This window comes from Pseudomonas sp. LFS074, from assembly GCF_047978165.1.
GTDB classification, from domain to species: domain Bacteria; phylum Pseudomonadota; class Gammaproteobacteria; order Pseudomonadales; family Pseudomonadaceae; genus Aquipseudomonas; species Aquipseudomonas putida_P.
On sequence record NZ_JBFPFV010000002.1, the window covers coordinates 688,752 to 711,764 of the forward strand.

Here is a 23,013-nt window from a genome sequence, read left to right on the forward strand (position 1 = left end):
GACCGTTACTCGACCATGGAGCCCTCTTTCAACCAGTGCATGGCCAGACCGTCGATAACTTCACGCTGCCTGAGAATGTCGTAGTGCCCTGCCTCCACTGCATGGCTTGCCTTCGTTGCGAAAGCCCAGGCCGCGTCGCCATTGCGGCCCGCCCACCAGCATGTCGCCAAGGCTTGGGTGGGAGGCAGGCTGGTCAGGTTCAATGACAAGGCTTTCAGACGCATCGCCACCGCAAAGGTATGGGCCAGCTCCGAACTGTCGATATCGGCATAAAGCGATGGCTCGGTCTGCGCAGCACGAACGGCCTCGATGGCACCCTGCAACGTCGAAACGTCCGTCCCCACGGCCAGCTCAGGGACTGCCAGGCGGTCTTTTGGCACACACAGCAATACACTGAGGAAGCCCTGCAAATCCTCCGTCCAGTCCTCGGCCACCTCGGTGTGCAATGCACAGGGCACGAAGCTGTCCACCAGGCCGAGCAATGCTACCGTCTGGCCCTGACGCTCCAGCTCCTTGGTTACCAGCACCGCCAGGGTTCCCCCCAACGACCAGCCTGCCAAGCGGTATGGGCCTGCCGGCTGCTTCTGGCGGATGTATTGGGCATAGTCGATGGCCATCGCCTGCAACGATTCATCTTGCCACGTGCGGTCGAGCAGCATTCGGCACTGCACGCCATAAACACTGCAATGCCCCTCCAGGCGACGCGCCAGCGGCTCATAATCGAATACCGTGCCGAAACCTGCATGCAGGCAGAACAACGGTGTGGCATGGGCCACGCGGGTGTTGAGCAACAACACAGGATCCAGGCAGGCTTCATCCGCCGAATAACCTGACAGCTCACCAATGGTCGGTTTGGCCATCACGTCACGCAACTTCAGATCCAGCGCCAAATCGCTGTGCGCACGCACTTTGGAGAGCATTTTCAGCACCCGAAGCGAATCCCCCCCCAGCTCGAAGAAGTTGTCGTCGACTCCAATCGACTCAACACCCAGCACGTCTTGCCAGATGTGCGCCAAGGCCAACTCGGCTTCATTGCGCGGTGCCCGGTGCTGCCGATGCGCGGCAAAATCAGGCGCCGGCAGCGCCTTGCGGTCGACCTTGCCATTGGGCGTCAACGGCATCGCCTCCAGCACCACCAGTTGCGCCGGGACCATGTAGTCCGGCAGCTCGGTACGCAGGGCTTCACGCAGTTGTGCCGGGTTCGTATTCTCGCTGCCACTGACCACATAACCCACCAGCTGCTTGCCGGTGGCGCCTTCACGCGCCACCACAACCGCATCACGGACATCGGCCAAGTTGCGCAAGCGCGCCTCGATCTCGCCCGGCTCGATACGGAACCCGCGGATTTTCAACTGGTTGTCCAGCCTGCCGATGAAGTCCAAGGTGCCATCGGCACGGCGGCGTACGCGGTCACCAGTGCGATAAAGACGCGCGCCTTCCGCGAACGGGTCCGCGACAAAACGCTCGGCGGTAAGCGCTGCACGCTGGTGATACCCCCGCGCCAGCCCTTCACCGCCGATATAGAGCTCACCCGCCACGCCATCAGGCAACGGGTTGAGGTCCTGGTCGAGTACCTGCAAGGTCCGCAGGCCCACACGATCGCCAATCGGCGCATACACCGCCTGACAGGACTGATCGGCCGATACCTTCCACAGCAGGGGTGTCACCACCGTCTCGGTAGGCCCGTACCCGTTGGTCAGGTACTGTGGCCTTAGCGTGCGCTTGACCAGCTCGAACAACGCATCGGGCACCGCATCGCCACCAAAGCAGTAGATACGCACTGGCGGTGCAACCTGTTGCTGGCTCTCGCCGAACTCGGCCAACTGCTGCAGATACGCCGGAGGGAAGCAGGCGATATCGATGCGTTGCTCATGCAGCACCTGCCAGGTTTCCTCTGCCGTCCACAGGCGATTGCCACGGATCACCAGGCAGCCACCCGACGACAGCGTCGACAGCCAGCGCTCTTGCGCGCCGTCGAAAGCGAATGACATGAACAGCAGCTCACGGGTGCTTTCGTCCATCTCATAAAGTTCGGCAATGGCTTGGCAGTGCATGCGGATCTGCCCATGGCTGACGGCCACCCCCTTGGGCTTGCCAGTCGAACCCGAGGTGTAGATCAGGTACGCCAGGTTGTCATCTTCCACCCGCGCGCGTGGCACACCGTCGGGCAGGCCCGCCAGCGCCAGGCGGTCAAGCTCTACGATTCGCCCAACCGTGTCGAAACGCTGGCTCAAGGCACTGTTGGTCAGCAGCAGGTGCATGGCCGAGTCTTCGACAATCCATTGCAAACGGTCCTGCGGATAATCAATGTCCAGCGGTACATAGGCAGCACCGGTCTTCATCACGGCAAGGAAGGCAACGATCACCTCGACCGAACGCTCCAGGGCAATACCGACCGTACTCTCCGGCTTGGTGCCCAAGGCGATCAGATGGTGCGCCAGGCGGTTGGCGCGCTGGTCGAGTTGCGCATAGCTCAACTGCTGATCACCACATACGACGGCCAGGGCGTCAGGCCGCAACCGAGCGTGCTCGGCAATGCTCCGGGCCAGATGCGCAACATGCGTCGTAGCTGCCGCCAGCGTGTTGCGCTGACGGGCCTGCTGGCTCTGCTCCAGTGTCAGCATGTCGAGGCTGCCCAGCGTGGCATCCGGGTTATCCAGCATGCCCTCGAGCAGCCGCTCGAAGCTGCCGCGGATAACAGCCACTGCGGCCTCGCTGAAGCTGCCACGCAGGTACATGAACTCTACCGAAAGTGTCTCGCTCAAGTGCACGGCCAGGTCCATCGCATAGTTGGTGACGCCGCGCTCGCTCACTGCACCAAACTGCAACGCACTGTCGCCACTGTCGTTCAGGCGTTCGTCCAGCGGGTAGTTCTCGAACACGATAATGCTATCGAACAACGGTTGCCCCGGGCGCCCCGCCCAGCGCTGAACATTCGACAGCGTGGCATGTTCATGGTCACGCAGCTCAAGGTTGTAGGCTTGCAGTTGCTGCAACCAGTCGTTGACACGCCAATGTGCAGCAGGCGCCTGGACGACAGGCAGTGTGTTGATGAACAAACCGAGCATGTTGTCCACCCCCGGCAAATTCGCCGGCCGGCCAGCCACGGTGGCGCCAAAACAGACAGCCTGCTGCCCGCTATAGCGCTGCAGCAGCAGCAACCAGGCAGCCTGTACCAGCGTATTGGGCGTTACCCGCAAGCGTTGAGCCTGGGCGCGCAGGCGCTCGGTTCGCCTGGCATCCCAATGCAGGTACAGCGCGGCATGCCCAGGCAAGTTGGCATCCGGTCGTGGCAGCAACGTCTGCTCCAGCAGGGTCGAGCTTTCAAGGCTGCCAAGCTTGCGCGTCCAGAACGCCTCCAGCTCATCCTGGGGCTGCGCCTCGAGCCAGCGGATATAGTCTCCGAAGCGCGGTACCAGGGTATCCAGCGCTTGCCCGTGATAAGCCTGGAACACTTCACCCAACAGCCGCGAGTTGCTCCAGCCATCCATCAGGATGTGATGGCGGGTCCAGATCAGTTGCATGCGCTGTTCATCCAGGCGCACCAGCGTTACCCGCATCAACGGTGCCTGCGACAGGTCGAAGGCCAGCTCGGCATCAGCATCGACCAGTGCCTGCAAAGCGTCGGCCTGGTCATCACGCGCACGCCAGTCCAGCACACGGATCGGCAGCTCGACATGGCGATGGACGATTTGCAGTGGCTGTGTCAGTTGCGCGTCTGACCAGAAGCTGGTGCGCAGAATGTCATGACGCGCCACCACCTGCTTCCATGCCTGGGTGAAGCGTTCGATATCCAGGCCGTCGACCGCAACCGATGTCTGGTTGAGATAGAGCGCAGCGTCCCCTCCCTGGTCGCTGTAGAACAACATGCCTTGCTGCATCGGCGACAGAGGGTAGATAGCGTCAACCTGCGCCACCGGCACCGGCAAGTGCTGCAACTGCGTCTGGGTCAGGCCGGCCAGCGAAGGTTGTTGGCTACTTGTCACCGGGTCATCGGCAACCTGCTCACCCACCTCGGCTACAGCGGCCAATTGCTCAACGGTCTGATACTGGAACAATTGCTTGGGTGTGAAGCGGATACCCGCCTGGCGCGCGCGACTCACCACTTGTATCGAAATGATCGAGTCACCACCGAGCTCGAAGAAGTTGTCCGTTACCCCGACTTGCGCCACTTTCAATACGGCACCCCAGATATCCGCCAACTGCCGCTCGAGCGCGTTGCGCGGAGCCACATGCTCGCCCTGCGACTGCGTCTGATCGATATCCGGGAGGCGTTTGCGGTCGAGCTTGCCACTTGGCGTCATGGGCATGTGCTCGAGCAGCATCAGGTAGGTCGGCACCATGTAATCCGGCAAGCCGGCCTTCAGAGACTGCTTCAGCGTTGCCCGCAGCTCCGCCTGATCCGCGCCCTGGTCAACCGCGACCACATAGCCGCACAGCTGCTTGACGCCGGCGTGGTCGACAACGATCACTGCAGCCTGGCGAACCTGTGGGTGCGCCTGCAAGTGCTGCTCGATTTCCCCCAGCTCGATGCGGAAACCGCGAACTTTCACCTGATGGTCGGCCCGACCACGGTAGGCAAGTTCACCCTGCTCATCGAAGTAACCCAAATCGCCGGTGCGGTACAAGCGAGCCCCCGCTGTTTCGGCCAGCGGGTCAGGGATGAAGCGCTCCGCCGTCAACGACGGGCGCTGGTGATAACAGCGTGCCAGGCAGCCGTCACCACCGATGTACAACTCACCCGGCACGCCAATCGGTGTAGGCAACAGGCCGTCGTCCAAGGCACGCAGGGTACGCCCGGCCAACGCGCGGCCAATCGGTACACCGCTATGTGCCGCAGGCACCTGCGCAAGCCGTGAGCAATCGTACGTGGTCGCCACCACGGTGGCCTCGGTAGGGCCGTAGGTGTTGAGCAGACGCACCTGCGCCGGCCCATCCTCCAGCCAGGCCTGCAACCCGTCCAAGGCCACCGCCTCACCCCCCACATGAATCTGCTTCAGCTGGCCATAGGCAGCTGCAGCGCGACGGTCCAGCGCCAACAAGCGCCAGTAGGCTGCCGGCAAGTCAGCCACCGTAATGCCGTGGCGGATGACCTGCGTGCTGAATGTGTCTGTGTCCCACAGCTGCTGATCGCGCATCACCACGCAGGCGCCCCGTGACAATGGCGGGAAGAACTGCTCGATGAACCCGTCAAAACTGAACGTGGCGAACTGTAGCACCCGGTCATCCGGCGTCAGTCGCGAATAACCACTGGCAACTTCACAGAAGACTGACAGTGCCTGGTGAGCAATGGCCACCCCTTTCGGCATGCCCGTGGAGCCGGAGGTGTAGATGACATAGGCCAGGCTGTCGAGCGAGACCTCACATGACAGCGGCTGCTCACTGCAGTCTTGCAGCCAGTCCTCACCTGACTGTAGCTCGATACATGGCAACTCAGCAGGGACCGGCATGCGCGCCATCGCCTCGGCGTCACCCAGCAGCAGGCCGATGCCACTGTCCTCGATCAGGTAGGTCAGGCGGTCCTGCGGGTAATCCGGATCCAGCGGGACGTATGCCGCCCCGGCTTTGTGGATGGCAATCAAGGCCACGGCCAGCGCCAACCCACGCTCGGCGGCAACCCCAACCAGGCTGTTGGCGGTAACACCGTGCGCAGTCAGCAGATGCGCCAGACGATTGGTGCGCAGGTCCAACTCTCGGTAAGTCAGCTGTTGCTCGCCGAACACCAGCGCTGTCGCACCGGGGCGCTCTCGGGCCTGCAACTGGAACAACTGGTGAGCGCACAGGCCCGACGGGCTAACTGCCTCGCTTTGGCTCCAGTCATGCAGCAAAAGTTGGCGCTCTGCATCTCCCAGCATCGGCAGCTCGCCGATCGCCACCGAGGCATCATTTACCAGCGCCCGCAGCAGGTTGCCGAAGTGCTCGGCCAAACGCTGGATAGCCTCGTCGTCCCAACTGCCGCGGTTGTGACTGTACTGAATGGCCAAGGTGTCACTTAAGGTGGCCGCCAGGGTCAGCGGGTAGTTGGTCTGCTCCAGGTTGGCCACCGGACCAAAGCGCAAACCATCGGGTGCACCTTCCTGCAAGGCCTGGGAAACCGGGTAGTTCTCGAACACCAGCAAGCTGTCGAACAGCGCTTCGCCACCCAAGCCGGCCCAGCGTTGTACCTCATTCAACGGGGTATGCTCGAAGTCACGCAAGGCCAGGTTGCAGGCTTGCACCTGGGCAACCCATTCGGCAACGGTCTGTTCGCTGCGCGGCGCACCGACGACTGGGAGGGTATTGATGAACAGGCCGATGTGTTCTTCCACCCCTGGCAGATCCGCCGGACGCCCAGCCACAGTGGCGCCAAAGCAAACGGCAGATTGACCGGTATAGCGTTGCAGCAGCAGCAACCAGGCTGATTGCACCAAGGTATTGACGGTGACCCGGTTGGCACGTGCAAAATTTTCGATGCGCTGGGTCGTCGAGTGGTCGAACAACTGATAGTGCTCACCCTGGCCTGACTGCGGCGCAGTGCTTCGGCGTACTACCTGAGCCAGCCGGGTCGACTCCTCCAGCGGTGCCAGTTGGTCCTTCCAGAACGCTTCGGCTGCTGCCGCGTCCTGGCGTTGGAGCCAAGCGATATAGTCACGATAAGGTGCGGCCGGCGCCGTTGCTTGCTGCCCGGCGTAATGCTGCAACACCTCGCCCAGCAGGCGCGAAGTGCTCCAGCCATCCATCAGGATGTGATGGTTGGTATAGATCAGGTGGTGGCTGTCATCTGCCGTGCGCACCAGGGTCAGCCGCTGCAACGGAACCTGGTCCAGCGCGAAGCCGGTTTGTCGGTCGCTCTCGGCCAGACGTTGCAGCTGCTCCGACGCTGGCTGACCACGCCAATCGTGCTCGGCCAAGGCCTGCACGACCTGCTTGTGTACCACTTGCACAGCCTGGTCGAGCTCTCCCTGCCAGATAAAGCCACTGCGCAGGATCGCGTGCTTATCCACCGCCGCCTGCCAGGCCTGGCGGAAGCGTTCCACGTCCAGCCCCTGAACATCCACGCGCAACTGGTTGATGTAGTCGCCGGACTGCTGTTCGTAAAGCGTATGGAACAACATGCCCTGCTGCATCGGCGACAGCGGGTACACATCGGCTATCTGTTCGGCCTCTATCGGCAGGTTGTCCAGTTGCGCCTGGGTAAGGTCAGCCAACGGGAAGTCCGAAGGCGTCACGCCACGGTGCTGCGGTTGGCGGCAATGATCGACCAGTAGCGCCAGCTCTTGCGCATAATCGTCGGCCAGGTGCTGGATGGTGGCTGTATCGAAAATGTCCCGGCTGAAGCGCCAACCCAGTTTCAGCTCCCCACCGTACACCTGCCCGTTCAGTGCCAAGAGGCTGCCCAACGGGGCACTTTCATCTTGGGTGGCACCGCCGTACTCCTTGGCCGGCACGAACAACCCTGCCTGCTGGTCGAAGCTGGCGTCGAACTGGCCGAGGTAGTTGAACACGACCTCACCCCGTGGCAATGCCGCCAGGGTCGCTTGCGCTTCAGGGCTACCCAAGTAGCGCAGCAGGCCATGGCCAAGGCCTTTGTTGGGTACCGCGCGCAACTGCTCCTTGATGGTCTTGAGCGAGTTGACCAGCCCGGCCTGTGGGCTGAGCCTGACCGGGTACATGCTGGTGAACCAGCCCACACTGCGGCTCAGGTCGCCGCCCTCGAACAGGTCTTCACGGCCATGGCCTTCCAGGCGTACCAGTACCTCGGCACGACCGGTCCAGCGGCTGATCACTCGCGCCAGGGCTGTCAGCAACAAGTCATTGATCTGCGTTCGGTAGGCGGCCGGCGCTTCCTGCAGCAGTTGTCGGGTCAGTTCGCGGTCCAGCTGGGTGCTGACCGAGGCGGCATGGCGTTCGAGGTTGCTGCCTTGCGGGCGGTCGCACGGCAAGGCATCACTGGCGCCTTGCAGTTGCGCCTGCCAATACCCCAGTTCCGCTTGCAGCTGCGCGCTGGCTGCATAGTCCTGCAGCTGCTCGGCCCAGGCCTTGAACGAGGTGGTCTTGGGCTGCAGTTTCAACGGCTGCTCATCGCGCAGCGCCTCATAAGCCTGCTGCAGATCTTCCAGCAGCACACGCCACGACACACCGTCCACCACCAGATGATGGATGACCAGCAGCAAGCGCTGGCCGCCGTCTGGCAAATCGGCCAGAACGGCGCGCAGCAGCGGCCCATGCGTCAGACTCAAGCTGCGTTGCGCCTCGTCAGCCAGCTGCGTCAACGCCTCGGAATCTACCACCGTACGACGCCATAACAGGGCGTGCTCTGCATCGCCGAACTCGGCCTGCCAGCGGCCATGCGCCTGGGTAAACTGCAAGCGCAAGGCATCATGGTGCGCCACCAACGCCTGCACGGCCGCTTGTAGGTGATGTTCGTCCAACACCTCGCTGGTTTGCAGCATCACCGATTGGTTCCAGTGGTGGCGCTCGACGATATCTGACTCGAAGAACCAGTGCTGGATCGGCGTCAGCGGCATGCTCCCCACTACCCGTCCCTGGTCGATCAACGTACTCACCTCACGCCGAGCAACCGCAGCCAAACCTTGCACGGTCTGGTGCTGGAACAGGTCTTTGGGCGTGAACTGTATGTCCACCTGGCGAGCACGGCTGACCACCTGCAGCGACATGATCGAATCGCCGCCCAGCTCGAAGAAGTTGTCGGCAAGGCCGACTCTTTCCAGCTTGAGCACGTCGGCCCAGATGGCCGCGATCTCTCGTTCCAGCTCGGTTTGCGGTGCCACGTACTCGCCCTGCAACAAGCTCGCATCAGGCGCAGGCAAGGCCTTGCGGTCGAGCTTGCCGTTGCCGGTCAGCGGCAGCTGCTCCAGGAACAGCAAATGCGCGGGCACCATATGCTCGGGCAGGCTTGCCTTCAGTTCGCTTCGCAGGCTGTCACGTAGCCTGGCCTGCTGCTCGGTGTCCTGCAGCACCTCAGACTCAACTGGCACCACGTAACCCACCAGTTGCTTGCCACTGGCGGCATCCACCGCCAGCACCGCCACTTGCCGTACCGCTGGTTGTTCGATCAGGCGTGCTTCGATCTCGCCCAGCTCGATACGGAAACCGCGAATCTTCACTTGATGATCGATTCGCCCGATGTACTCGATGACGCCATCGCTGCGGTAACGCGCCAGGTCGCCCGAGCGGTACAGGCGCCCGCCATTGCCATCGAACGGGTTCGGTACGAAGCGCTCGGCTGTCAGCCCGGGGCGGCCATGATAGCCACGCGCCAGGCCCGCCTGGCCAATCAACATTTCCCCCGTGCAACCCGGCAGAATCGGGTTCAATGCTGCATCGAGCAAGTACCACGACAGGTCGGGAATCACCTCGCCAATCGGGCTGCTGGCACCTTTGTGCAAGTCTTCGAAAGTGACCGGCCGATACGTCACGTGCACGGTGGTTTCGGTGATGCCATACATGTTGATCATGCGCGGCCGACGGTCGCCGAATACCTCGAACCAAGGCTTCAGGCTGCTCACTTCCAGGGCTTCGCCACCGAACACCACGTGCCGCAGGGCCAGGCCCTGCCCCGCTTTCATCGCCTCGCAGGCCACCGGGATCAGCGGCTTGAACGCAGAAGGTGTCTGGTTGAGTACGGTGACCTGCTCGCGAACCAGCAATGCGTGGAAGTCTTCACTGGAGCGCGCCACATCCTTGGGTACGATGATTGCCTTACCGCCATACAGCAACGCGCCGTACAACTCCCACACCGAGAAGTCGAAGGCGTAGGAATGGAACACCGTCCACACATCGCTGGCATCGAAGTTGAACCAGTGCTGGGTGGCCGCAAACAGGCGTACCACATTGCGGTGTGGCAACAGCGTGCCTTTGGGCTTGCCGGTTGAGCCGGAGGTATAGATCACATAGGCCAGGTTGTCCGGGGTCACTCGGCACACGGGGTTGGCGTCGCTGTAGCCCGCGAGGCCGGCGTGGCCATCCAGCACAAGGGTTTTCACCCCTGCCGGTACTGGCAGCGCATCACGCAAATGCTGCTGGGTCAGCAACAGATGAATGCCGCTGTCCTGGAACATGTAGCTGAGACGGTCCTGTGGATACTCTGGGTCCAACGGCACATAGGCAGCGCCAGCCTTGAGTATGCCCAGCAGGCCGATGACCATTTCCAGGCTGCGCTCCACAGCCAGGCCAACCAGCACATCCGGCCCGGCGCCCAGTTCCAGTAGTTTGTGTGCCAGTTGATTGGCGCGGCGGTTGAGCTCGGCGTAACTCAGGGAACGCTCACCGAACACCAGCGCCACGGCATCTGGGGCGGCCTCGACCTGGGCTTCGATCAGTTGGTGAAGTGGCCGCTCTGCCGGGTAGTGGGCCAGCGCCGGGTTCCAGGCGCGCTGGATCTGCTGCTGCTCCTGCTGGCCGATCAACGGCAGCTCGACGATCCGCTGCCCAGGCTGGCGAACGATGGCCTCCAGCAGGTTCACCCAGTGCCGTGCCATCTTCTCGATGGTGGCAGCATCGAACAGGTCGACCGCGTAGCTCAACGCGGCGCCAAGGCTGTGTTCGTATTCGAAGGTATCCAGGGTCAGGTCGAACTTGGCCGTGTCGTGATCCCAGCTCAGCCCCTCCACGTGCAACCCTTGCACGCTGCGTTGCTTGCCCTTGGCCTGCATCTGGTGGTTGTACATCACCTGGAACAGCGGGCTGTGGCTCAGGCTACGCTCTGGTTGCAAAACCTCGACCAGTTGCTCGAAGGGCAAGTCCTGATGGCTTTGCGCCCCCAACGCTCGCTGCTTGACCTGCTCCAGCAACTCGCTGAAGGTCATCTGCAGATCGAACTCAGCGCGCAACACTTGGGTGTTGACGAAAAAGCCGATCAGCCGCTCGGTTTCTACCCGATTACGGTTGGCAACCGGCACCCCGACGCGAATGTCCGGCTGCCCGCTATAGCGGTGCAACAATGTCTGGAAGCTGGCCAGCAGCAGCATGAACAAGGTCGCACCCTGCTGTTGGGCAAGCTGCTTGAGTGAATGCACCAACGCGTCCGGCAGCCGAACCTCGTGCCGGGCGCCACGGTGGCTATTGGCGGCAGCACGTGGGCGGTCGGTCGGCAACTCAAGCACCGGCTGGTCATCGCCAAGCTGCGCCTTCCAGTACGCCAGTTGGCGCTCTTGCTCACCCGCCTCCATCCACTGACGCTGCCAGATCGCATAGTCGGCATATTGCACTGGCAACGTTGGCAGCTGCACGCCTTCACCTTGGCTGTATCCCGCATACAGCTGCATCAGCTCGTCGATCATCAGTGGCATCGACCAGCCATCGGAGACGATGTGATGCATTGTCACCACCAGCACATGCTCGTCCTGCGCAAGGCGCAGCAACTTGACCCGTAGCAGCGGCCCCTGCTGCAGGTCGAATGGGCGACGCGCCTCGGCCTGCACCTGCTCCAGCACGTCACGCTCAGCGGCGCTCTGCAGCATCAGGATGTCGAGCACCAAGGTGATTTCGGGGTGAATGACCTGGACGGTACCCTGCGCCTCTTCCCTGAAGAGTGTACGCAGGGTCTCGTGGCGGGCGATCAAGGCTTGGAAACTGCGCTGCAAAGCCTCGGCATCCAAGCGGCCGCGCAGACGCAGCGCAGCCGGGACGTTGTACGTCGGTGCACCAGGGTCAAGTTGCCACAGAAACCACTGCCGCTGCTGGGCATACGACAGCGGTAGGGAGGCTTCAGGCTCACGCTTGAAGATCGGGGTGACGCCATAAAGGTTCACCCCCTGCTGCTTGAGCAAGGCTGCCAGGGCCTGGCGCTCTTTGGTGGACAGTAGCTTTACAGACTCAAGCAGCTCTTGCACAGTAAAAATCTCCTAAGAAAGCAGCTTTTCAATTTCCTCCGTAGATAGACGTTTCAAGGCCTCCAGGGATTTAGCCAGTTCGTTCTGAACGGGGTCCGCCAGCGGTGCCAGTTGCTCCAACTGCGTGCAGTAGTCGCCAAGCACAGGGTTTTCGAACAGTGCCTTCAGGCTGACCGCCAACCCCGCCTGCTCCTGGACGCGACCGGTCACCTGAGTGGCGATCAGCGAGTGCCCGCCAAGGAAGAAGAAATTGTCGTTCAGGCCAACCCGTTCGATTTTCAGTACATCGGCCCAGATAGCGGCCACCTGCTGCTGCAGCGGCGTACGCGGCGGCACATGGGCCTCTGCGAGCTGGGCAGTGTCCGGGCGCGGCAGCGCCTTGCGGTCCAGCTTGCCGTTAGGCGTGAGTGGCAGTCTGTCCATCAGCACCAGGTGGGAGGGCACCATGTACTCCGGCAAGCTCTTGCGCAGCGCAGCCCGCAGGTTTTCACGCAGCGTCTCCTGTGCGGCCACATCGGCCATCACGCGGGCATCGGTAGGCACGACATAGGCCACCAGGTGTTGCCCCGCCGGCCCGTCGATGGCCATGACCACGGTTTCACGCACCGCCTCTTGCTGCAGGCGGGTTTCGATCTCACCCAGTTCGATCCGAAAGCCGCGGACCTTCACCTGATGATCCACCCGGCCGACGTACTCCAGCACACCGTCGGGGCGATAGCGGGCAAGGTCACCGGTACGGTAGATACGCCCGCCCTGCTCATCGAAAGGGTTGGGCAAGAACCGCTCAGCACTGAGCCCCGGGCGTTTCAGGTAACCACGGGCCAACCCGGCACCGGCCAGGTACAATTCGCCTACCGCCCCCACCGGCACAGGTTGCAAGCCGCCGCTCAGCACATAGGCTGCACTGTTGTCCAACGGCCGGCCGATATTGGCCTTGCCGCCAGCGGCCCTGAGCGTGCAGGTAGAGTAGGTAGTGTCCTCGGACGGGCCGTAAAGGTCGTACACATCGCTCACATGCTCCAAGCGGTACAAATCGTCGACGATCGACTGCTTTAGCGCTTCGCCGCAAAGGTTGATGATTTTTACCGACGGCGGAATGTTGCCGGTTTCGCACAGCTGCTTGATGGCCGACGGCACGGTATTCACCAGCCGCACCCGGTCCCTGGCCGCCAGGTCAGGCAGTTCAAGGGCGTTGGCAGCCAACACCGCATAGCCACCAGCCGACAAGGTGACGAACAGCTCCCATACCGACAGGTCGAAGCAGATCGAGGTGGAGAAAAGCACACCGCACAGGTCCGCCTGGCTGTATACCGACAGCGACCAGCCGATCAGGGCCGCCACGCTGCGGTGCTCGATTTGCACCCCCTTGGGCTTGCCGGTGGAGCCTGATGTGTAGATGCAATAGATGAGGTTGCGGGCGGTGGTCAAACAGGCCAGGTCAGTATCCGGGTAGCCGTCGAGCGTCAACTGATCGAGCAGCAGCGTACGCGACTGGAACTGCGCAGGCATGCGCGTGATCAGGCTGGTCTCTGACAAAAGCAGGATCGCCTGGCTGTCATCGAGCATGTATTCCAGACGGTCCTGCGGGTATTCCGGGTCCAGCGGCACGTAGGCGCCACCCGCCTTGAGGATAGCCAGCAAGCCCACGACCATCTCCAGGCTGCGCTGCATGGCAATGCCCACCAGCACATCCGGGCCGACACCCTGCTCGCGCAGCTTGTGCGCCAGTTGATTGGCCCGGCGATTGAGTTCGCCATAGCTCAGCGTCTGCTCGCCAAAAATCAGCGCTGGCGCATCTGGGGCTTTCGTCACTTGTGCTTCGAACAGCTGGTGAATACAGCTGTCATCAGGGTAGCTGGCCAGGGTCGCGTTCCAGCCTTCGACGATCTGCTGATACTCATGATCGTCCAGCAGGGCAAGGTCGGCGATGCGCTGAGCAGGCTGTTCAATGATGACCGTCAGCAGATTCTGCCAATGCCGGGCGAACGTGCGAGCAGTCGAAGCATCGAACAGGTCGGTGGCGTAGATCAGCGCCGCGCCAATACCCTTGTCATGCTCGTAGGTTTCCAGGGTCAAGTCGAACTTGGCGGTATGGTTGTCCCACGCCACGGCTTGCACTTCCAGCCCCGGCAAGCTGTGCTGCTCGCCCTGGGCCTGGGTCTGATGGTTGTACATCACCTGGAACAGCGGGCTGTGGTTAAGGCTACGCTCTGGCTGCAGGGCCTCTACCAGCTGTTCGAACGGCAGGTCTTGGTGAGCCTGGGCCTCGACGACCCGCTGTTTGACCTGGCCGAGGAACTCGCTGAAAGACATCTGCACATCGAACTCGGCGCGCAGCACCTGGGTGTTGACGAACAACCCCACCAGGCGCTCGGTTTCCACACGGTTGCGGTTGGCCACCGGCACTCCGACGCGGATATCAGATTGCCCCGAATAACGGTGCAACAGGGTCTGGAAGCTGGCCAGCAGCACCATGAATGGCGTCACGCCCTGTTGCTGGGCGAACTGTTTGAGTGCATGTGCTTGCTGCTCGTGCAGGTCGATCGCCAGCCGCTCGCCCTTAAGGCTGCTGACCGTAGGTCGCGGGCGGTCCGTCGGCAATTCCAGCACGGGGGCCTCGCCCCCCAGTTGGGCGGTCCAGTAAGCCAGCTGCCGCTCCTGCTCACCGGCCTCCATCCAGCTGCGTTGCCAGATAGCATAGTCGGCGTACTGGATCGGCAGGGTAGGCAACTGCACGTCGCCCTCCTGGTTGTATGCTGCATACAGGCGCACCAACTCTTCCACCATCACTGGCATGGACCAGCCGTCAGCAATGATGTGGTGCAGCACCAACACCAGCACATGCTCTTGAGCATTCAATTGCAGCAGTTTCACCCGCAGCAATGGGCCGTTTTCCAGGTCGAAGGTTTGACGGGCCTCACGCTCCACCTGCTCGCGCAGGGCATGTTCGCCGGCACCGTTCAAGTGCTCGTAGGCCACGGTCAATGGCAGGCTCGGGTGAACCACTTGTACCACCTTCTCGCCCTGTTGGCTGAAGGTTGTACGCAGCGCTTCATGCCGGACCAGCAACGTGTCGAAGGCACGCTGCAGAGCGGCCCGGTCCAGCTCGCCCTTGAAGCGCAAGGCCGAAGAGATGTTGTACACCGCGCTGTTCGGGTCGAGCTTCCACAGGAACCACTGTCGCTGCTGGGCGAAGGAAAGCGGCAGTTGCGCAAATTCCCCACGCACCTGCGGGATGGGCAACTGCGCCAGGCTGCTGCCCTTGGAGGCCAGCTTTTCCAGAAACAGCCTGCGCTGCTCGAGTGGCAGCCGAATGAAGCGGTGAACCAGGTCGGTGTTGCGGGTATCGGTGCTCATCTCAAACTGCCTCAAGCTCATTCATGAAGTCGTGGAACTCGTCCAGGTCAGCCGTGCGGTCAGTGCTTGCAGCGCTGACCGCGGCGGCGTAATCGCGTAGGTTGTCGGTCTGGAAAATCAGGGCCAGTGGTGTCTCGGCCCCCAGTTCCATCTGCAGGCGCGCCACCGCTTGTGTGGCCAACAGCGAATGCCCGCCGAGTTGGAAGAAGTTATCGGTCAGCCCAACCCTTTCCAGTTTCAGCACATCCGCCCAGATCGCCGCGATCTGCTGCTCCAGCTGGCTCTGTGGAGCAACGTATTCACGCTGCAGCAAGCTGGCATCCGGCTGCGGCAGGGCCTTGCGGTCCAGCTTGCCGTTCGGCGTCACCGGCAGCTTGCCGAGCAGCAGCAGGTGCGCCGGCACCATGTAGTCCGGCAGGCCAACCTTGAGGGCCTCGCGCAGGCTGTCGCGCAATGCGCTTTGGTCTTGCGTGCTGTCGGCAGGCACCACGTAGCCCACCAGTTGCTGGCCGTTCGGCCCGTCCTGGGCCAGCACCACGGCTTCCTGCACGCTCGGCAGCTCCAGCAGGCGCGCTTCGATCTCGCCCAGCTCGATGCGCAGGCCACGGATCTTCACCTGGTGGTCGATACGCCCGGCATAGTCGATCACGCCGTCGGCGCGGTAGCGCGCCAGGTCGCCGGTACGGTACAGGCGGCCACCGTTGTCGATGAACGGGTCCGGCACGAAGCGTTCGGCGGTCAGTGCTGGCCGCTGGTGATAACCACGGGCCAGGCCCACGCCGCCCAGGTACAGCTCGCCGGCACTGCCGCGCACGGCGGGTTGCAGGCTGCCTTCCAGGATGTGGGTTTTCAGGTTGTCGATCGGCTGGCCGATCGGCACGCTGATGCTTTCGTCTGGCTGGCAGGTCCAGTGAGTGACGTCGATGGCCGCTTCGGTCGGGCCGTAGAGGTTGTACAGGCCCGCCGCTGGCAGGCGTTGCAAGGTTTGGCGCGCCAGCTCGGCCGGCAGCGCTTCACCGCTGCACACCACGCGCTTGAGGCTGACGCAGCTCTCGACCGCTTCGTGGGTCATGAACGCCTGCAGCATCGACGGCACGAAGTGCAGCGTACTGATGCCATGGTGATTGATGGTTTCCACCAACAATTGCGGGTCGCGATGAGCACCCGGCTGGGCCATGACCAGGCGGGCACCGGTCATCAGCGGCCAGAAGAACTCCCACACCGACACGTCGAAGCTGAACGGGGTCTTCTGCAGCACACTGTCGCTGGCGTCCAGGCCATAGGCCTTCTGCATCCACCACAGGCGGTTGACCAGGGCCTGATGGCTGTTGCCGGCGCCTTTCGGGCGGCCGGTGGAGCCGGAGGTGTAGATCACGTAGGCCAGGTTCAGCGGCGCCACGTCGAAGTTTAAGTTGGCATCGCTATAGCTGCTCAGGTCCTCGGTATCCAGGTCCAGGCTGCGCAGGCCGGCTGGAATCGGCAGGGTCTCGCGCAGGTGCGACTGGGTCAGCAGCAAGGCAATGCCGCTGTCGTCGAACATGTAGCTCAGGCGGTCCTGCGGGTACTCAGGGTCCAGCGGCACGTAAGCGCCGCCGGCTTTCACGATACCCAGCAGGCCGATGACCATCTCCAGGCTGCGCTGCATGGCGATGCCCACCAGCACATCGGGGCCAACGCCCTGTTCGCGCAGCTTGTGCGCCAGCTGGTTGGCACGGCCATTCAGTTCGGCATAGCTCAGGCTCTGCTCGCCAAACACCAGCGCCGGGGCGTCCGGGGTGGCGAACACCTGGGCCTCGATCAGCTGATGAATGCTGCGCTCATCCGGGTACGCGGCCTGGGTATCGTTCCAGCCTTCGACCATTCGTTGTTGTTCCGCTTGGCCCAGCATTGGCAGCTCGCCGATAACGGCATCTGGACGCTCGACCAGCGCCTGCAGCAAGTTGGCAAAGTGGCCAGCCAGGCGGCCGATCGTCTCGTCGCTCCACAGCGCACGGTCGTGACTGTAGTGCATCGACAAGGTGGCGCCCAGTTCCACCACCAGGGTCAGCGGGTAGTTGGTCTGCTCCTGCACCGCGACGTCGCCAAAGCGCAGGCCACCCGGCGCGCCCTGTTGCAACGCTTCGGCCACCGGGTAGTTTTCGAACACCAGGATGCTATCGAACAGCGCTTCGCCGCCCTGCCCCGCCCAGCGCTGCACGTCGTACAGCGGCGTGTGCTCGAACTCGCGCACGGCCAGGTTGCCGGCCTGCACCTGGCCGATCCACTCGGCCACGCGCTGCTCGGCACGCGGCGCGCCGATCACCGGCAAGGTGTTGATAAACAGGCCGATCTGCTCTTCCACGCCTGGCAGGTCTGCTGGGCGCCCGGCCACGGTGGCGCCGAAACACACGCTGGCCTGGCCGGTGCAGCGCTGCAGCAACAGCAGCCACGCAGACTGCACCAAGGTGTTGACCGTGACCCGATTGGCCCGGGCGAAGGCTTCGATGCGTGCGGTCTGCACGCGGTCGAAGGCCAGGCGGTAGTCGCCGTAGCCACTACCACCGGCGCCAGCACTGCCGGCAATGGCCTGGGCCAGGCGGGTCGGCTCGTCCAGCGTGGCAAGCTGGGCCTTCCAGAACGCTTCGGCAACGGCTGCGTCCTGGCCTTGCAGCCAGGCGATGTAGTCGCGGTAATGCGTGGCCGGCGCTTGCGGCGCCACACCTGCATAGCGTTGCAGCACTTCACCCAACAGGCGCGAAGTGCTCCAGCCGTCCATGAGGATATGGTGGTTGGTGTAGATCAGGTGGTGGCTGGCATCGCCGGTGCGCACCAGAACCAGACGCAGCAGCGGCGCGGCGGCCAGGTCGAAGCCGCGCTGGCGCTCACCCTCGGCCAGCGTCTGCAGGGCTTGCTCCAGGGCAGGCTGGCCGCGCCAGTCGTGCTCGCTGAAGGGCAGGTCGACGGCTTGGCGCACCACCTGTACGGCCTGCACCAGCTCACCCTGCAGGACAAAACCGCTGCGCAGGATGTCGTGGGCGTCCAGCGTGGCCTGCCAGGCTTGCTGAAAGCGTTGCACATCCAGCCCCTGCACTTCCACGCGCAGTTGGTTGATGTAATTGCCGGCCTGCTGGTCGTAAAGGGTGTGGAACAGCATGCCCTGCTGCATGGGCGACAGGGGGTAAACATCGGCGATCTGCGCTGCCGCCAGCGGCAGGCTGTCCAGTTGCGCCTGGGTCAACGCGGCCAGCGGGAAGTCCGACGGGGTCACCCCCTGGTGGCGGGTATCGCAGCAGTGCTCGACCAGCTCGACCAGGGCCAGTTCATAGGCGTTAGCCAAGCCTTCGATGGTTTCCGGGTGGTGCACGTCGGCGCTGTAGGTCCATTCCAGGAACAGCTCGCCGCCATACACCTGACCAGTGATGCTCAGCCAGTTGCCTAGCTGCGCGCCTGCACATTGAGTGCGGCCCGCACTTTCGCCGCTTGGGGTGAACAGTGCGCCAGCCTCACCTGCAAAGCTGGCATCGAACTGGCCCAGGTAGTTGAAGGTGACACGGGCCTGGGCGGCGCGTTGCAGTTGCCCACGCACGTGGGCATCGCCGAGGTAGCGCAGCAGGCCGTAGCCAATGCCTTTGTCCGGTACGGCGCGCAGTTGCTCCTTGATGGCCTTGATCGACTGGCCAAGGTCCACGCCCGGCGTGAGGCGCACCGGGAACAGGCTGGTGAACCAGCCCACGGTGCGGCTTAGGTCGAGGTCGTCGAACAGGTCTTCGCGGCCATGGCCTTCGAGCTGGACCAACACATTGTCTTGCGTGCTCCACTGGCACAGCGTGCGCGCCAGTGCGGTCAGCAGCAGGTCGTTGATCTGCGTGCGGTAGGCTGCCGGAGCCTGCTTCAGCAGCTTGGCAGTGCGCTCGGCATCCAACCGTGTAGCGGCGGTGCGGGCATGGCTATTGTCCAGGCTGCCCTGCGGATTATCGCGTGGCAATTCGGCATTGTTGTCGGCCAGCGCTTGCAACCAGTAGTCGCACTGGGCTTGCAGCGTAGGGCTGCCGGCGTGGGCGACCAGGCGTTCGGCCCAGGTTTGTACTGCAGCGGTCTTGGCGGGCAGGTTTACGGCCTGGCCGTTCAGCAATTGCTTGTAGGCTTCTTGCAGGTCTTCCAGCAGCACCCGCCACGACACGCCGTCGACCACAAGATGGTGAACCACCAGCAGCAAACGCTGCTGGCCATCGGCGAAATCGAACAGTTCGGCACGCAGCAATGGCCCCTGTTCCAGGTTCAGGCTGGCTTGTACCTCGTTGCCGGCAGCATCCAGCTCGCCTAGCGCAGCCAACTGGCGCTGGTGCAGCAACGGTGCGCTGCCCAACGGCTGGAAGCGTGCCCGCCACTGGCCATCGCCACGGGTGAAGCGCAGACGCAGGGCATCATGCTGCTCGACCACCGCACGCAAGGCGGCCTCCAGCTGTTGCAACTGTACCGGGCTGGCGGGTTTGAGCAGTACCGACTGGTTCCAGTGCGCCGGTTGCGCCACATCCATCTCGAAGAACCGCGCCTGGGCCGGCAGCAGGGCTACCTCGCCGCTGAGAGCCGTGTCCACGAGCGCCGCCGCTGGCTGCTTGGCCTCGATACGCTTGGCCACCTGCGCCAGTTGGTCGATGGTCTGTTGTTCGAACAACTGCTTGGGGGTGATCTTGATGCCCTGGCGTTTGGCCCGGGCAATGATCTGCAGGCTGAGGATCGAGTCGCCGCCCAGCTCGAAGAAGTTGTCGCTGCTGCCGACCCGCTCCAGCTTGAGCACATCGGCCCATACGGCGGCCAGCTTCTCTTCGATTTCACCTTGCGGCGCCACGAAGCCTCGGCTGACAGCGCCCGGTGCCGGCAGTGCGCGCTTGTCGAGCTTGCCGTTGGCGGTCAGTGGCAGGCGTTCGAGCAGCAGCATCTGTGCCGGCACCATGTACTCAGGCAAGCGTGCTTGCAACTGTGCCAGCAGTTGCTGCTCGGTGACGCCAGCCTCGGCGACCACATAAGCCACCAGTTGCAGGCGCTCGGCATCACTGTCCAGCGGCAGGGCCAGCACCACGGCCTCACGGACTGCGGGCAAGCCCGCCAGTAGGCGAGCCACTTCGCCCGGCTCCACGCGGTAGCCACGAATCTTCACCTGGTCGTCGGCACGGCCGATGAACTCGATCAGGCCATCGGCAGTCAGCCGCGCACGGTCGCCGGTGCGGTACACGCGGGCACCGTCCTCGGTGGGCACGAAGCGTTCGGCCGTCAGCCCAGGCTGGCCGAGATAACCCTGGGCTACGCCCTGCCCGCCCAGGTACAACTCGCCGGGCACATGCGCCGCCAGCGGGTTGAGATAGCCATCCAGCACCTGCGCGCTAGCGTTGCCCAGTGGGCGGCCGACCGGCACCGTGCGGCAGCCTGGCACGGGCTGGCCGGGCTCGAAGGTGAGCACGCCAACCGTGGTTTCGGTCGGGCCATAGTGGTTGATCACCCGGCAACCAGGGCGCAACTCGCGGATCTTTTCCAACAGGCCCCAACTGCATGCTTCGCCGCCAAGGATCAGCGCTTCGCCAGGCAGCACATCGGCAGCGCGGGCTGCTTGCAGCAAGCCTTGCAGGTGGCTCGGCACCAGTTTCAGCACGCCAACCTGGTGCTGCGCCATGTAACTGGCGAAACCATCCGGGTCGAAAGCCAATTCCTGTGGCAGCAAGTGCAGCAGGCGGCCCGAGGCCAAGGCGCCGAACAGCACGGTATGGCCAAGGTCGGCCGCCGTGGTGGAGACCATTGCCATGCTTGCCTCTGCCGGCAATTGCAGGCGCTCCAGCACCGCCTGGGTATAACTGGCCAGCGCCCCATGGCTGATCACCACGCCTTTCGGCTGCCCGGTCGAGCCCGAGGTGTAGATGAGGTAAGCCGGCTGTTCGGGGGCGACTGCCACGTCGAGCGGGCTGTCGCTGCAGGTTGCCCAGGCGCTGTGGTCGCAGGCAATCACCTGCAGGCCATCCAGGCCCACGAAACGCGAATCACCTGGCTCGTGCAGCAGCACTGTGGCAGCACTGTCGGCAAGCAGTTGTTGCAGGCGCTCCTGCGGTTGCTGGGTGTCCAGTGGCAGGTAGGCCGCACCGGTCTTGAGCACCGCAAGCAAGGCGCTGACCCATTCGATGGAGCGCGGCAGGCACAAGGCAACGACGCTGCCTGCGCCAACACCGCGCTGGCGCAGGTAATTGGCCAGGCGGTTGGACCCGGCCTCCAGCCCGGCCTGGGTCATGAACCGGTCACCCGCACGCACGCCGCCGCGCGCCTGGCCTTGAACCATTGCCTGGCGCCACAGCCCCAGGAAGTCGCCCTGTGGATAGGCCTGTCCGGCCATTGGCAACACTACTGGTACTTCCGGGCAATCGACGATCGCCTGCTGCGGGTCGCGGACCAGTGCCTCCAGTACCTGTCGCAGCGAAACCGCCATGCGCTCGATGGTGGCCTGCTCGAACAGGTCGGTGGCGAAGGTGAAGTAGCCTTCGATACCGTCGGCCTTGTCGGCGAAGTCGAAGGCCAAGTCGAAGCGAGCATCGCCGCCGTCACGGGCAAAGCCTTCCACCTCCAGCGCGCCCAGGCGCTGACGCCCCGCCTCACTGGTGGCCACATGCTGGTTGATCTTGAACTGGAACAGCGGGTTGTGGGCCAGGTTGCGCTCAGGCAACAAGGCGTCGACCAGGTGCTCGAACGGCAACTCCTGGTGCGACTGGGCGCCGCCGATCACCTCTTTCACCTGTTCCAGCAGTGCGGTGAAAGTGGCGCGCTCGTCCACCTGCACGCGCAGCACCTGGGTGTTGATGAAAAAGCCGATCAGGCCTTCCAGTTCCTTGCGGTTACGCCCGGCATTCGGTGCACCGATACGGATGTCGGCCTGGCCGCTGTAGCGCGACAGCACCACCGCCATGGCCGCCAGTACCAGCACGAACAGCGTGTGGCCGCCCTTGCGTGCCAGGCTGCGCAGGGCCTCGGCCCGTTCGCCCGCAATATCCACGCGCACCACCGCACCGCGCTGGCTTGGCGTGGCCGGGCGTTCGAAGTCCAGTGGCAGGCTCAGCACCGGCTGCTCGTCACCCAACTGCGCTTGCCAGTAGGCCAGCTGGCGCTGTGCTTCACCGGCTTCAAGCCAGGCGCGCTGCCAGATGGCGTAGTCGGCGTACTGGATCGGCAAAGCCGGCAAATCGGCCTGCCGCCCCTCGGCCAGGGCGGTGTACAGCTGGATGAACTCCTGCACCAGCACATCGCTGGACCAACCGTCGGAGATGATGTGATGCATGCTCAGCGCCAGTACGTGCTCCTGGTCCGCCACACGCAGCAAGGTCACCCGCAGCAGCGGCCCGCTCAGCAGGTCGAACGGCTGCTTGAGGGCCGCGTCCACGGCCACGCTCAGCGATGCTGCGTCGGGCTCGCCGTCGAACATCACCAGCTCCAGGGGCAGCGGGCACGGGTCGAGGATTTCCTGGTGGAATTCACCCTCCACGGAGGCGAAGCGCGTGCGCAGCGATTCGTGGCGCTGCACCAGCGCGTCCAGCGCCTGTTGCAGCACCGCCTGGTCCAGTGCGCCTTTCAGGCGTACGGCAATGGGCACGTTGTAGGCCGGGCTGTCGGGCTCCAGTTGCCAGAGGAACAACAGGCGCTGCTGGGCGTACGACAGCGGAATGCGTGCCAGGCCCTGGCGTGCCGGCACGATGGGCAGCAGGCGGAAGCTCTGCCCGCTGGCCTGCATCTTTTCCAGGATCTGCTGGCGTTGCTCCACGGGGAGGCCGACGAAACGTTGGGCGATGCGTTGTGCTGCAGTGAGTTCCAT

At 63.5% G+C, this 23,013-nt stretch carries 3 protein-coding genes; all 3 read right to left on the reverse strand.

From position 1 onward, the window contains the following. Positions 1-5: 5 nt before the first annotated feature. The 3 genes from ACNQP3_RS21320 to ACNQP3_RS21330 are packed head-to-tail and all read right to left on the reverse strand — an operon-like array spanning position 6 to position 23,013. A complete protein-coding gene (locus tag ACNQP3_RS21320) occupies positions 6-11,834 on the reverse strand; it encodes a non-ribosomal peptide synthetase (RefSeq protein ID WP_264316462.1) in 11,829 nt (3,942 codons plus the stop codon). 12 nt (positions 11,835-11,846) lie between these two features. Beyond that, positions 11,847-15,191: an amino acid adenylation domain-containing protein gene (locus tag ACNQP3_RS21325; protein WP_264316463.1), complete on the reverse strand. Its 3,345-nt coding sequence runs from the start codon at positions 15,189-15,191 to the stop codon at positions 11,847-11,849. Between the two features lies 1 nt (position 15,192). After that, a complete protein-coding gene (locus ACNQP3_RS21330; protein WP_264316464.1) occupies positions 15,193-23,013 on the reverse strand; it encodes a non-ribosomal peptide synthetase in 7,821 nt (2,606 codons plus the stop codon).

What these genes read in the sequence shown, in the direction of transcription:
- ACNQP3_RS21325 (WP_264316463.1), bottom strand. Translation starts at nt 15,191, where the DNA reads ATGAGCACCGATACCCGCAACACCGACCTGGTTCACCGCTTCATTCGG.
- ACNQP3_RS21330 (WP_264316464.1), bottom strand. Translation starts at nt 23,013, where the DNA reads ATGGAACTCACTGCAGCACAACGCATCGCCCAACGTTTCGTCGGCCTC.